The 12,791-nt window shown below is 56.0% G+C and carries 13 protein-coding genes; 8 read left to right on the forward strand and 5 right to left on the reverse strand.

Features of this window, described 5'->3' with window-relative positions:
- Positions 1-7: 7 nt before the first annotated feature.
- The gene (lptB, locus tag HKD42_RS12440) at positions 8-796 is read right to left on the reverse strand and encodes an LPS export ABC transporter ATP-binding protein (RefSeq protein ID WP_425500393.1); all 789 of its coding nucleotides are present in this window, start codon (positions 794-796) and stop codon (positions 8-10) included.
- A gap of 192 nt (positions 797-988) precedes the next feature.
- Between lptB and HKD42_RS12445 the strand changes: the two genes are divergently transcribed.
- Both HKD42_RS12445 and HKD42_RS12450 read left to right on the forward strand, forming a co-directional pair.
- Complete coding sequence (locus tag HKD42_RS12445; RefSeq protein ID WP_246237024.1) at positions 989-1,387, forward strand: hypothetical protein; 399 nt, start codon at positions 989-991, stop codon at positions 1,385-1,387.
- Between the two features lie 82 nt (positions 1,388-1,469).
- The gene (locus HKD42_RS12450) at positions 1,470-2,819 is read left to right on the forward strand and encodes a TldD/PmbA family protein (protein ID WP_170013800.1); all 1,350 of its coding nucleotides are present in this window, start codon (positions 1,470-1,472) and stop codon (positions 2,817-2,819) included.
- Between the two features lie 6 nt (positions 2,820-2,825).
- On the opposite strand, the gene ppa is transcribed toward HKD42_RS12450, so the two are convergent.
- Positions 2,826-3,356 (reverse strand): inorganic diphosphatase, encoded by a 531-nt coding sequence (ppa, locus tag HKD42_RS12455; RefSeq protein WP_170013802.1) that lies wholly within the window; start codon positions 3,354-3,356, stop codon positions 2,826-2,828.
- 168 nt (positions 3,357-3,524) lie between these two features.
- On the opposite strand from ppa, the gene hisS reads away from it, so the two are divergent.
- The 6 genes from hisS to metK all read left to right on the forward strand — a co-directional run bounded on the left by hisS (position 3,525) and on the right by metK (position 10,459).
- Positions 3,525-4,760 (forward strand): histidine--tRNA ligase, encoded by a 1,236-nt coding sequence (gene hisS, locus HKD42_RS12460; protein WP_170013804.1) that lies wholly within the window; start codon positions 3,525-3,527, stop codon positions 4,758-4,760.
- Positions 4,760-5,827: a peptide chain release factor 1 gene (prfA, locus tag HKD42_RS12465; protein ID WP_170013806.1), complete on the forward strand. Its 1,068-nt coding sequence runs from the start codon at positions 4,760-4,762 to the stop codon at positions 5,825-5,827. The genes hisS and prfA overlap by 1 nt, the downstream gene beginning before the upstream one ends.
- Positions 5,824-6,648 carry a peptide chain release factor N(5)-glutamine methyltransferase gene (gene prmC, locus HKD42_RS12470; RefSeq protein WP_170013808.1) on the forward strand — a complete coding sequence of 275 codons (825 nt, stop codon included), beginning with the start codon at positions 5,824-5,826 and terminating at the stop codon, positions 6,646-6,648. The genes prfA and prmC overlap by 4 nt, the downstream gene beginning before the upstream one ends.
- Before the next feature lie 212 nt (positions 6,649-6,860).
- Positions 6,861-7,577: a DUF4167 domain-containing protein gene (locus HKD42_RS12475; RefSeq protein WP_170013810.1), complete on the forward strand. Its 717-nt coding sequence runs from the start codon at positions 6,861-6,863 to the stop codon at positions 7,575-7,577.
- Positions 7,578-7,583: 6 nt separating this feature from the next.
- Positions 7,584-9,203 carry an apolipoprotein N-acyltransferase gene (gene lnt, locus HKD42_RS12480; RefSeq protein WP_170013812.1) on the forward strand — a complete coding sequence of 540 codons (1,620 nt, stop codon included), beginning with the start codon at positions 7,584-7,586 and terminating at the stop codon, positions 9,201-9,203.
- A 38-nt stretch (positions 9,204-9,241) separates the two neighbouring features.
- Complete coding sequence (gene metK, locus HKD42_RS12485) at positions 9,242-10,459, forward strand: methionine adenosyltransferase (protein ID WP_170013814.1); 1,218 nt, start codon at positions 9,242-9,244, stop codon at positions 10,457-10,459.
- A gap of 26 nt (positions 10,460-10,485) precedes the next feature.
- On the opposite strand, the gene HKD42_RS12490 is transcribed toward metK, so the two are convergent.
- The 3 genes from HKD42_RS12490 to HKD42_RS12500 are packed head-to-tail and all read right to left on the reverse strand — an operon-like array spanning position 10,486 to position 12,748.
- Positions 10,486-11,139 carry a CoA transferase subunit B gene (locus HKD42_RS12490; protein WP_170013816.1) on the reverse strand — a complete coding sequence of 218 codons (654 nt, stop codon included), beginning with the start codon at positions 11,137-11,139 and terminating at the stop codon, positions 10,486-10,488.
- Positions 11,140-11,141: 2 nt separating this feature from the next.
- Positions 11,142-12,029, reverse strand: coding sequence for an HAD family hydrolase (locus tag HKD42_RS12495; protein ID WP_170013818.1), 888 nt, complete (start codon positions 12,027-12,029; stop codon positions 11,142-11,144).
- Complete coding sequence (locus tag HKD42_RS12500; RefSeq protein ID WP_170013820.1) at positions 12,026-12,748, reverse strand: 3-oxoacid CoA-transferase subunit A; 723 nt, start codon at positions 12,746-12,748, stop codon at positions 12,026-12,028. The genes HKD42_RS12495 and HKD42_RS12500 overlap by 4 nt, the downstream gene beginning before the upstream one ends.
- Between the last annotated feature and the right edge of the window lie 43 nt (positions 12,749-12,791).

Genomic DNA, 12,791 nt, shown 5'->3' on the forward strand with positions numbered 1-12,791 from the left:
TTGCCCATTACAGAGTGAAACCTTCACCCAGATAGAGGCGTTTGACGTTCTCGTCCGCAACAAGATCTTGCGGCGTTCCTGAAAATAGAACTTGGCCGCCGTAAATGATGCAGGCCCGATCAACGATCTCCAGCGTTTCCCGCACATTGTGATCGGTTATCAGCACGCCAATTCCGCGTGTCTTAAGATCTTTGACCAAGTCGCGAATATCGCTGATCGACAGGGGGTCGATTCCGGCGAAGGGTTCATCCAGCAGCATGATCGATGGTTTGGCCGCCAACGCACGGGCAATTTCGCACCGCCTGCGTTCACCGCCTGATAGCGCCATCGCCGGTGAGGCGCGCAGCCTAGTCAGACCAAACTCGTCCAGCAAACGCTCCAACTCGGCTTCCCGCGTGTCTTTGTTGGGTTCAACCATCTCCAGCACGCAGTTGATGTTCTGCTCCACCGTCATCCCGCGAAAAATACTGGTTTCTTGCGGCAGATATCCCAGCCCCAATATGGCGCGGCGATACATGGGCAGGTTGGTGACATCGTCGCCATCCATTAAAATACGGCCAGCATCAGGCCGAACCAGTCCCATGATAGAATAGAAACAAGTGGTCTTGCCGGCCCCGTTCGGCCCCAGCAGTCCCAGCACTTCGCCCTTGCCCACGCTAAGCGAAATGTCTGAGAGAATCGCTCTCTTGTCATAGGATTTTGCAATCGAAATGACTTCTAATCCGCCATTTGGCAGGGGCGCGGTTGCATCCACTGCGCCAGAGGCGGCATTTGGGGCGATATCGGCTTCGTCCATCGTGCTCATAGGTTAACCATGTAGCACTCAGTGAGTCCTTGAAAACCCTTGAAAGGCAGAAACTGGCAAGATTCGTGCATGACCCCTTATTCCCCGTGCGAGGTTGCAATTTGGTTACCGCGCTTGATTGTCGGGCCGTAGTTTGAAATACTCTTTGCCGGAAAAGGATGTTTTCAATTGGGGAGAAAGCGCATGACAAAGGCGCTGAAGAGCACCGTGGCCGCCGCCAAAAATGGTTCGGCTGAGATGCAAATATCGGGCAAAACGCGTGATTGGCGCAAGAGTATGAGCGACAATGTCGCCTATGCGCTGATCGTTTATACCGCGCTGCATATCTTCCTGACAGTTGGTGCCATGAAAGAAACAGGCATCAAATCGATGGCGCTGTTTGCGCTGGTCGTGTTGGTTTTGGGCATCATCCCGGCTTGTCGTTCCTTTGAGAAACGGTGGCGGACTATCAGCGATTCGCAGGCCAGCGATCCTGCGATGTCCAGCGCGTTTCGGCGTGATCAGGCTCTTGTCTGGTTGATGGCGCTTGGCCTTCCATTCGCGCTCACAGGGCTTTTCAAGCTGATTGCGACGATAGCCTAATTGAGACTGGCCCGGCGTTGGTCCATTGCAGGGCGCCGCTTTGGCCCCTAACTCCGCCCTATGAAACGGACGGAAACCGAAAATGATTGATAGTTCCACGGCGCTGGATCGCTGCGAACGAATGCTGCAAGCTGCGCGTAAAGCCGGGGCAGAGACTGCGGATGTAGTAATGTCTGCCAGCGCTTCCGAGAGCGTCACAGTACGCCTTGGTGCATTAGAGGATGCGGAGCGATCGGAAGAGGAGGCGGTTGGTTTGCGGGTCTTTATCGGCCAGCAATCTGCGACTGTAAGCGCCAGTACTTTTTCCAATGATGCGGCGGCGGAAATGGCAGAGCGCGCTGTTGCGATGGCGCGGTTGGCCCCTGAAGATCCTTATGCCGGTCTGGCGCCAGAGCATATGTTGTCATCAGCAGCCGACCACCGTGATTTGGACCTGGCTGACCCGGGGGAACCCAGCCCGACGGAACTGAAGGCGCGCGCGCTGGAGGCCGAAGAGGCAGCGCGCGGCGTTGCCGGTGTTACCAACAGCCAAGGTGGCAGCGCCAGTTTCGGGCAAAGCGTGGTTGCGCTCGCGACGAGTCATGGATTTTCCGGTGCATATCGCGCGACCAGTCACGGGATTAGCGCGAGTGTGATTGCCGGCGAAGGCGATGCTATGCAGCGTGACTATGCCTATCGCACAGCACGCCATTTAGCGGACTTGCCCAGCGGGACGGACATTGGTGTTCTGGCAGGGGAACGTACAGTCGCCCGGCTCAACCCCCAAACCATGCCCAGCGGTAGTGTCCCCATCCTGTTTGATCCGCGGGTTAGTGATTCGCTTGTCGGTCATCTGTTGGGCGCAATGAATGGGGCGGCCATTGCTCGCCGATCCAGTTTTCTATTGGACCGTCTAGAGGATGAACTTTTTCCGGATTCTATCATTATCACGGATGATCCGCATCGCTTGCGCGGGCCCCGTTCCCGCGCGTTTGACGGGGAGGGCTTGCTTACTCGCCAAAGCGATCTGGTAAAGAATGGCAAAGTGACCGGCTGGATACTGAATGCTGCATCAGCCCGTCAGCTGGGATTGGCACCCACGGGGCACGCATCCCGCGGGGGCAGCGGCGCGCCGGGCGCTTCGGTAACAAATGTGCACATGCAGCCGGGTGCAATCACGCGAGAGGCGATGATCGCCGATGTCGAGGACGGTATTCTGGTCACCGAACTGGTTGGCCAAGGCGTCAACGGTGTGACCGGTGATTACAGCCGTGCCGCATCCGGTTTTCGTATTAGAAACGGCGTCCTGTCGGAACCGGTTTCCGGCTTTACCCTCGCCGGAAACCTGCTCGATATGTATGCTGCAATGACCCCGGCAGATGATCTGGCGATGCATCAGGCAGTCAATGTACCCACTGTGAGGGTGGACGGCATGACTATTGCGGGAGCTTAATGGCGTCTAGCTCTTGTTCGCCAGATCAATCGCTTCCAGAACCACTTTTCGTGCTTCTTCAGCGTCACCCCATTGGCCGATCCTGACCCACTTTTCGGCCTCTAGGTCTTTGTAGTGGGTGAAGAAGTGTTCGATCTGCTGAAAAATGATTGATGGCAAATCTTTGGTTTCGCCGACATCCGAATAATACGGGAAGGTCGTGTCGACGGGCACGCAGATCAGTTTCTCGTCACCGCCATGCTCGTCTTCCAAGTTTAGGACACCAATCGGGCGGGCGCGTATCACGCTGCCTGCGATAAATGGGGTGCGCGCGATCACCAAGGCATCTAATGGATCACCATCAGGCGACAAGGTGTGCGGAATAAAGCCGTAATTGGCCGGATACCGCATGGGTGTGTGCAGGATGCGATCGACAAATAAAGCGCCAGAAGCTTTATCAAATTCGTACTTAACCGGTTCGCCGCCAGTCGGGACTTCGATGATGACGTTCAGGCTTTCGGGCGGATTATCGCCTATACTAATCTTGCTAATATCCATGAGGATTGTCCTTTGTGGGGGCAAAGTGGGGAAGTGTTGATGCGCCAATAGTCAGACATCATGCGCTCGCCAAGGAAGAAAATGCTGCACTGCGGCAGCTACCCACCAAGCAAGGTGCCTTGCGAGCTGTATATTGCGGGCTTTGCATCAACCGCCTAAGCGGCACTTATGAGTCAGAACACCCTTAAAGCGATCCGCGGCACGCAGGATATTTTCGGTCCAGAAGCAGAAGCATTTGCCTTTGTGGTTGAGACATTTGAGCGCGTGCGCAAACTCTACCGCTTTCGCCGTGCAGAAATGCCGGTTTTTGAAAAGACGGAGGTTTTTGCCCGGCCATTGGGGGAAACCACTGATGTTGTGTCAAAAGAAATGTATTCTTTTGAAGATCGCGGCGGTGAATCGCTGACCCTGCGCCCGGAATTTACCGCTGGTATCGCGCGGGCCTTTATCACCAATGGTTGGCAGCAACACGCACCGCTCAAACTGGCAACGCACGGCCCGCTATTCCGCTACGAGCGCCCGCAAAAGGGTCGTTATCGCCAGTTCCACCAGATCAATGCAGAGGTGCTGGGTGCGGGTGAACCGCAAGCCGATGTTGAACTGCTTGCAATGGCGGATCAGCTTCTGAAAGAGCTTGGCATCGATGACGGCGTCACACTGCAATTGAACACGCTGGGCGATCCGGAAAGCCGGGACGCATGGCGGGGCGCATTGGTCGAGTATTTTGAAGGGCATCGCGGTCAGCTGAGTGAAGACAGCCAGACACGGCTTGATGTGAATCCACTGCGTATTCTGGACAGCAAGAACCCCGGCGATCAGGCGATTGTTGCCGATGCACCGCCGATTGATGATTTCCTGACTGATGAAGCCCGCGATTTCTTCAGGCAGGTCGAAGCAGGATTGAAGGCGGCAGGTGTAGAGTATGTCCGCAACCCGCGCTTGGTTCGCGGCTTTGATTACTACCGGCACACGGCTTTTGAATTCGTGACCGACCGGCTTGGCGCGCAAGGCACCGTTTTGGGCGGCGGCCGGTATGATGGACTGATCGAGACACTGGGCGGGCTGCACACGCCAAGCGTTGGCTGGGCGGCCGGGATTGAACGGCTGGCGATGCTGGTGGGTGAGCCCGCCCAATCTCACGCCGATGTGATGGTGGTGGTGGAGAATGACGTATTGCTACCAAAAGCAATCGAGGCGGCGCAGTTATTGAGAAGAGAGGGCCTATCTACTGAACTAATGGCCTCTGGCTCTGCACGGAAGCGGTATGATAAAGCGGTTAAATCGGGTGCGGTCAGTATCGTAGCGTTTGACGTCCGTGACGGCGCCAACCAGATGCGGTTCAAAGCAGATGGCAGTTTGTTGGAGCGCTTGCAGGACCTCACCCGGACATTGAGCCTCGACTGATGCAAATCCCCGCCGAACGCCTTCGCCAAATCACGAACCGCTTTGCCGAGCTGGAGGCCCGCATGGCATCGGGCACGCTGGAGGGGGAAGAATTCGTCAAAGCAAGCCGTGACTATGCGGAGCTGGAACCCGTTGCCAAAATCGCCGCAGAAGTCGGCGCGATCCGTGAGGAAATCGCGGGGCTTGAGGAGATGCTGGCCGATCCAGAAATGAAGGCGATGGCACAGGAAGAGCTGGCCGAATTGAATGCCGCGCTGCCTGATAAGGAACGCGCGCTCGCTATTGCCATGTTGCCGCGTGATAGCGCCGATGCCCGGCCGGCGATGCTGGAAATTCGCGCTGGCACAGGCGGGGATGAAGCGGCGTTGTTCGCCGGTGATCTCTACCGAATGTACGAGAAGTTCGCCGCCGATATGGGCTGGAAGGTGGAACCAGTCAGCATGAGTGCTGCTGATGTCGGCGGGTTTAAGGAAATCGTCGCCAACGTCACGGGTACGGGCGTGTTTGCCAAGATGAAGTTTGAAAGCGGCGTCCACCGCGTCCAGCGTGTGCCGGTCACAGAAAGTGGCGGCCGAATTCATACCTCTGCGGCGACAGTGGCCGTACTGCCCGAGCCAGACGAGGTTGACGTCCATATCGATACGAATGATCTGAAAATTGATATTTACCGCGCCTCCGGTGCTGGCGGCCAACACGTCAATACGACCGATTCCGCAGTCCGATTAACCCACTTGCCGACGGGTCTTGTGGTCATCCAGCAGGATCAACGTAGCCAGCACAAAAACCGCGATAAAGCGATGCAAGTGCTGCGGACGCGGCTCTATGATCTGAAGCGTGCAGAAGCGCATGGAGAGGAAGCGGAAGCGCGCAAGGCAATGGTGGGCAGTGGAGATCGGTCAGAACGTATCCGCACCTACAATTTTCCTCAAGGCCGGGTCACCGATCACCGGATCGGCTTGACGCTTCACAAATTACCCGAAGTGTTGGAAGGCACGGGTTTGCCAGAATTGATTGATGCATTGATTGCTGAAGATGAGGCCAAGCGCCTCGCTTCTCTGGATTCGTGAGCACTGTGGCTGCTGCGTTGCGCGACAGCGCGCAGCGGTTGGCGAATACATCCGACACAGCGCGACTGGATGCCGAATTATTGATGGCGCATGCCCTGCAGATGTCGCGATCCGATATGCTGCTGCGCGGCGGTGATCTGCAAGTTCCCGCGGCATTTGATGACCTGCTCAAGCGCCGGATACGGCATGAACCGGTTGCCTATATTCTGGGCCAACAGGAGTTCTACGGCCGCGAATTTTTGGTCTCTCCCGAAGTGCTCATCCCTCGCGGAGATAGCGAGACAATCGTTGACGTGGCGCTTGACCTTTCCGGCAATGCCACGCGCGTTCTTGATTTGGGGACAGGTTCAGGGGCGCTACTCCTTACAATACTGGCCGAACGGCCAGGGATGGTCGGAATAGGCGTGGATGCGTCTTTGGGCGCATTATCGGTCGCCGCAGCAAACGCTGCACGGCTAGGCCTAGCGGAGCGTGCCCGGTTGTTAAGGCGGGATTGGCACGAGCCTGAATGGCAGAAGGGGTTGGGCCGGTTTGATGTAATCGTAGCGAACCCGCCCTATGTTGAAACCACTCTCCTTCTCGATCGATCTGTTCAAGACTTTGAACCATCATCGGCGTTGTTCGCCGGACCTGATGGGCTTGACGATTACAGGGTATTGGTGCCGCAATTGAGCGAATTGCTAGAGGATAGCGGGGTAGTAATTCTGGAAATCGGCCACTTGCAGGCCGATCCCGTGGGGCAGATATCCCGCGACTGCGGGTTTACCGCCGAGCTGTTTCGGGATCTTGCCCACAGGCCCCGCGCGCTATTGTTGCGATAAAAGCTTGGCAAAGAGCGAATCAGGCTTTACCCCCTTCAATTAGATCGAGGGTTCGGGTCTTTTGCCTCCAACCCGGTCTAGCTCCAACATTTGCAAATCGCTTGCGCTTCGGCGCTGATGCTAGTGGAACAGGCAAATTGCAGATGGGGATTATTGTTTGACCGGCGCGGTCGCTATGCACTGCCATTGGTCGTTAACGGGAAGAGAATTCCTTGAATAACCATCGTAATAATAACAATCGCCGTCGCGGTCGTAATAACAACAATCGGAATCAAGGTGGCGCCAATCAGGCGAACCGGATTGATAGCAGAGCGCGCGGTAACGCGCCGCAACTGCTCGATAAGTACAAGAAGCTGGCGCAGGACGCCTATCACAATGGCGACCGGGTGCAGCAAGAATATTACCTGCAATTCGCCGATCACTATCACCGCGTATTGGCCGACAACAAGGCGCGTCAAGATGAAGCACGGGCAAAACGTCAGGAAGAACGCGGCGAATCTGGCGAAGACCAAAACGATTCGGAAGATGACGATTCCCGCAGTGAAGGCCGGAGTGATCGGGGCAACAACCGCCGTGGCCGTGGCCGCCGTGATGAGCGTGAAGATGGCGGGCGCGGCAATGACCGGAATTCAGACCGCGGACGGAGCCGTCGGCCCCGTGATGGCGAAGAGAGTGACGAACAGAGCGATGGTGCTGCCTCGGATGGCCCAAGCGAAGGCGTAGAAGCGAATGAAGGCGATGACGCACCGGTAAAAGAAACACGCAAGCCGCGGAAACCTCGCGCACGCAAGCCTGCGGCTGATGATAGCGAGATTGATGCCGCCGTTTTGCCGCCAGAAATTGGCGGAGATGGTGAAGAGAAGCCAAAGCGCGCCCCTCGCCGTCGCCGGAAGGCGAGTGATGACGAAGCGGTCGAAGCAGCCGAGTAAGTAATCATGGCGGGCAAGCGGATCGAGGCTTTGCTCCGGAAAGCAGCGGATCGGGCGCGGGCCTATCCCAAGCTCACATCGCTGTGCTTGGGCGTATTGGCCGCATGCGGTTTCCCGCCTTTAGGCCTTTGGCCACTAACCCTCATCGCAGTGGCAGGGTTTGCACTGCTGCTGTTCTGGTCGGTAAATTGGAAAAGTGCAGCGGCGGCGGGCTGGTTCTTCGGGCTTGGCCATTTCACGCTGGCCAATAATTGGATCGCAACCGCCTTCACGTATCAGGAAGAAATGCCGGTTCTGCTGGGTTGGGCAGCGGTTCCATTGCTATCGCTCTATCTGGCTGTTTATCCGGCTGTGGCTGCGGTGGGCGCCAAACTGGTTGCTCGCGGGGCAGGGTTTCCCGCCTTCGGGACGGCCTTTGCGGGCAGCTGGATCTTGAGTGAGTGGCTGCGTAGCTGGGTCTTTACCGGTTTTGCTTGGGATCCTTTGGGTCTCGCCTTCTTAGGAGGCTTTGAAGAGCCGGGTATCGCCAGCATTTTACCATCGGTGGGTACCTATGGTTTGTCAGGCTTGCTGATAGTCGCGGCGGTTTTGATCACGGTGCTGCTGTCACGGCGGGCTTGGTTGGGCACAGCTGGTATTATTGCAGTGATCACTGCGGGGATGCACTTCCCGTTTCAGCACACCTTCGTTCCGCGCGTAGAAGGGACGTTGCCCTTTACTTTGGTGCAGCCTGATACCCGTCAGGAAAACTTGAACGATCCCAGTCAGTATGAAGCGCAGTTCCTGCGCACCGCCATGTTGACTCGCAAGGCTGAAGATACCGGGAAGCGGTTAGTTCTGTGGCCAGAATCCGGTGTGCCGGATTATCTGCGCGACGGGTATCCGCAGCGATATTATAACCAGATGACTGCTGGCGGGGATCCCGCTTTCGCACGCTTTCGCATCGGGCGGGTCGTGGATGAGGGTGGGTTGTTGCTTACCGGGGCGGTGGATCTGGAGATCAAGGATGGCCGTGCCTATGGCGCGCGCAATGCAGTAACCGCGATTGACGAAAACGGCACGATTGTGGCCGGATACGACAAGGCGCATTTAGTGCCCTATGGTGAATATTTGGCGCTGCGATGGTTGTTGGAACCGCTGGGGGCGACACGCTTGGTGGCGGGCACGATCGATTTCCTACCCGGGCCGGGGCCGCAAACATTGGACTTGGGCGACTGGGGACAAGCGGGCATTCAGATCTGTTACGAGATTGTGTTTTCTGGTGATGTGACCGATCCTGAAAACCGGCCGGACTACATTTTCAACCCGTCAAATGACGGATGGTTTGGGGCTTGGGGCCCGCCGCAGCATTTGGCTCAGGCCAGAATGCGCGCGATTGAAGAGGGGCTGCCGGTCTTGCGGTCAACCACCACGGGAATAAGCGCTGTGATTGATGCCAACGGTGTCGTTCGCCAACATATCCCGATGCACCGGGCATCCCGGCTTGATGGTTTGGTGCCGCCAGCCAACAGCCCAACCCTGTTTTCTCGGTGGGGAAATATGTTGCCACTGGCGTGGGCAATGCTTCTCCTCGCTCTCTCAGTTTTGCAGACATCATTGGTTGCAAGGAGAGGGCTGCGCAGCTAGTAGACCTGTGACATAAAGAATTCTTTATATGAGGCCCTATGCGCAATTCATTCCTGTTCACTTCAGAAAGTGTTTCTGAAGGGCATCCCGATAAAGTCTCCGATCAAATCTCTGATGCGATCGTCGATCTTTTCCTCAGCATTGATCCAGAAGCCCGCATTGCTTGCGAGACTATGACCACGACCCAATTGGTTGTTTTGGCCGGTGAAATCCGCGGGCAAGGTATTTACGAGAATGGCGAATGGGCAGCCGGTATTCCAGAGCGGATCGAACAGGCTGTGCGCAATACGGTTCGTGAGATCGGGTATGAGCAAGAAGGCTTTCACTGGGAAACATTGAAGTTTGAAAACAATCTTCACGGCCAGTCGGTCGACATCGCGCAAGGCGTTGATGCGGGCGAAGATAAAGACGAAGGCGCTGGCGACCAGGGCATTATGTTCGGCTATGCGTCCGATGAAACCCCCGATTTGATGCCAGCGACGCTGGATTATAGCCACAAGATTTTGGAACGGATGGCGCAGGACCGTAAATCCGGAAAGGCACCGTTTTTGGAGCCTGATACCAAAAGCCAAGTAACACTGCGTTATGCCAATGAGCGCCCCGTTGAAGCGACTGCAATCGTTGTCTCGACACAGCATGCGCCTGGCTACTACTTCCATAATGGCGAAGGTGACGAAGGCAAATATACGCAGCTACGCGATTACGTGAAAGGCGTGGTGGCGGACTTGCTGCCAGCTGATCTGCTGACCGATAATACAGTGTATCACATCAATCCGACCGGTAAGTTTGAAATTGGCGGACCGGATGGTGACGCGGGTCTGACTGGCCGCAAGATCATTGTCGATACCTATGGCGGCGCTGCTCCACATGGCGGCGGCGCATTCAGCGGTAAAGATCCGACCAAAGTTGACCGTTCTGCGGCCTATGTGACGCGGTATCTGGCGAAAAATATCGTTGCCGCCGGTCTGGCGCGCCGCTGCACAATCCAGCTTTCCTATGCGATTGGCGTGGCTGAGCCGTTGTCGATTTATGTCGATTTACACGGCACGGGTACAGTGGACGAAGGGCGCATCGAAGCCGTCATTCCTAGCCTGGTTCGATTAACACCAAAGGGTATCCGCACGCATCTCGGCCTGAACAAGCCAATCTATCGCAATAGCGCTGCCTATGGGCATTTTGGCCGGACAGCTGAAGGCGATCTGTTCCCGTGGGAGAAGACCGATCTGGTCGATAAGCTCAAGGCCGCGTTGGGGTAACGCATATTCGGGCAAAACGGCGAGCGCTAATCGCTGATGTAATGCGCTGTCGTTTTTGCTGCGATTTCTTCTGGTGAGATACCGGGGGCACATTCGGTCAGTTTGAACGGAGCGTCATGGCTGGTGCGTTGAAAGACGGCCAAATCGGTCACGATCATATCAACCACATTCTTACCGGTTAGTGGAAGCGTGCATTCGGGAATGAATTTGGGCGCACCGCTTTTGCTGGTGTGTTCCATCACCACGATGATCTTTTTGACACCTGCGACCAAATCCATTGCGCCGCCCATGCCTTTGATCATCTTGCCGGGGATCATCCAATTGGCAATGTCGCCATTGGCCGCGACTTCCATCGCTCCCAAAACTGTCAAATCGATATGACCGCCGCGGATCATGGCAAAGCTGGCTGCGCTATCAAAATAGGCTGAGTGAGGGAGCTCACTGATAGTCTGCTTGCCAGCATTGATTAGATCAGCATCCACTTCATCATCATAAGGGAAGGGGCCAATGCCCAGCATTCCGTTTTCGGATTGCAGGGTCACATGTACGCCGTCCGGGATATGATTGGCCACTAATGTCGGAATACCAATCCCGAGATTTACGTAATATCCATCTTGCAGCTCTTGAGCCGCGCGGGCCGCCATTTGATCGCGGGTCCAGCCAGCAGCAACATCAGACATGTTCATTGTCCTTGAGTTAGAGGGAGGGGGGCAAGGAACCAACCGGAACCAACCAATTCTTCGAGCGGTTGAGCGAGCTCTGGTGTTTTCAGATACTCATATAGCTCGTCAAAATCGGATCGCGTATCGCCAGCGATCGCGATCAAGCAATGCGTTTCTTGCAGTTGCTTGCGCCGTTCCTGTTTCCGATCTTCTGAGCGCTGGATGAGCAAAATGCCATCATCACTTTTTGGGTCGAGCCCTGAATTTTTCAGCACCCTCCGAACATCCCCGGCGCGCAGGGCAGGTAGGCCGGAAATCCAAAAAATGTCGATCGCTTCGGCGCGCAGCCTCCGCACCATGACATCAAGAAGCGGATCGGAATGATCCATAGTGTCAGGGTCAAACAAACCGTCTGCCGGGTCGAGATCAAACAGCACGGCGGGTGGGCGAATGCTGCAGTCAGCACGTGCTGGGCTGAGTGAAGTTGGTGCCTGTAACACGGCAGACATTCGTGGCCGTTCAACAGGATCACGGGCTGCTTCGGTCACCGCATAGCTGAGCAGAGCATCATAGGCTCTCAGGCTACGGGCAGGCGTGGCAGCTGGTACCCTGGCAGTGGGTGGTTCTGCACCAACCGGGTCGGCCGTTTCGTTCGGTGCCGGCGGTGCTGTGTTCGCTGGTGGAGGTGCAATATCGACATATGCCGGACCAGGCGGCGTCAGAACCCGATCTTCTTTCCGCAGTACAGGAAGATCTGGCTCTGACTTTGGCTCCGGTTCTGGCTCGCTCTTGCGCTCTTGGTTTAGTATGGCGCCGCTGGCTGCCAGCGGGATAACTGCGGCTACGCATCCAGGTAAGGCAATTTGGGCGGCTAACAGTAGAGTGAGGGTCATGCGGGGCTTGTTCATGCGCTTACCTCTTCCCCAGCATCGCGTTCGCGCACTGTTCGGAACTCTATCTTTTTGTCATATGGAGCACCGATGACCATGCGTTGTACGTATACGCCGGGCAAATGAATGCTGTCAGGGTCTAGCGAACCAGCAGGCACGATTTCCTCTACTTCCACAACACAGACCTTGCCGCATGTGGCCGCAGGTAAGTTGAAATTGCGTGCAGTTTTCCTGAATATCAGGTTGCCTGTCTCATCCGCCTTCCATGCCTTTACTATAGCAAGGTCCGCAAAAATTCCGCGCTCGAGGATGTAATCTTCTCCGTCAAAATTTTTCACCTCCTTGCCGTCGGCCACTTGCGTGCCAACCCCGGTTTTGGTGTAAAAGCCCGGAATGCCAGCACCACCCGCGCGCATCCGCTCCGCCAAAGTGCCTTGGGGGCAGAATTCTACTTCTAATTCGCCAGACAGGAACTGGCGCTCAAACTCCTTGTTCTCGCCAACATAGGAAGAAATCATTTTCTTGACCTGTTTGGTCCGCAAAAGCTTGCCGATACCTTCATTGTCAATTCCGGCATTGTTGCTGGCAAAAGTCAGCCCTGTGACCCCGCTATCACGGATGGCGTCCAGAAAGCGTTCTGGAATTCCGCATAGGCCAAACCCACCCGATGCGATCAGCATATCATTGCTTAAAACACCGTCCAAAGCGGCGGCGGCATTGGGGAACAGCTTTTTCACATCGATTTCCAACATTCTACATCACTTAAAGCATCGCAACTGT

Origin of the sequence: Pontixanthobacter rizhaonensis, from assembly GCF_012972675.1 — a bacterium.
GTDB lineage: Bacteria > Pseudomonadota > Alphaproteobacteria > Sphingomonadales > Sphingomonadaceae > Pontixanthobacter > Pontixanthobacter rizhaonensis.

Excerpts from the sequence above, each read along its gene's own strand:
- lptB (WP_425500393.1), bottom strand. The coding sequence starts at position 796 with ATGGACGAAGCCGATATCGCCCCAAATGCCGCCTCTGGCGCAGTGGAT.
- HKD42_RS12445 (WP_246237024.1), top strand. The coding sequence starts at position 989 with ATGACAAAGGCGCTGAAGAGCACCGTGGCCGCCGCCAAAAATGGTTCG.
- HKD42_RS12450 (WP_170013800.1), top strand. The coding sequence starts at position 1,470 with ATGATTGATAGTTCCACGGCGCTGGATCGCTGCGAACGAATGCTGCAA.
- ppa (WP_170013802.1), bottom strand. The coding sequence starts at position 3,356 with ATGGATATTAGCAAGATTAGTATAGGCGATAATCCGCCCGAAAGCCTG.
- hisS (WP_170013804.1), top strand. The coding sequence starts at position 3,525 with ATGAGTCAGAACACCCTTAAAGCGATCCGCGGCACGCAGGATATTTTC.
- prfA (WP_170013806.1), top strand. The coding sequence starts at position 4,760 with ATGCAAATCCCCGCCGAACGCCTTCGCCAAATCACGAACCGCTTTGCC.
- lnt (WP_170013812.1), top strand. The coding sequence starts at position 7,584 with ATGGCGGGCAAGCGGATCGAGGCTTTGCTCCGGAAAGCAGCGGATCGG.
- metK (WP_170013814.1), top strand. The coding sequence starts at position 9,242 with ATGCGCAATTCATTCCTGTTCACTTCAGAAAGTGTTTCTGAAGGGCAT.
- HKD42_RS12490 (WP_170013816.1), bottom strand. The coding sequence starts at position 11,139 with ATGTCTGATGTTGCTGCTGGCTGGACCCGCGATCAAATGGCGGCCCGC.
- HKD42_RS12495 (WP_170013818.1), bottom strand. The coding sequence starts at position 12,029 with ATGAACAAGCCCCGCATGACCCTCACTCTACTGTTAGCCGCCCAAATT.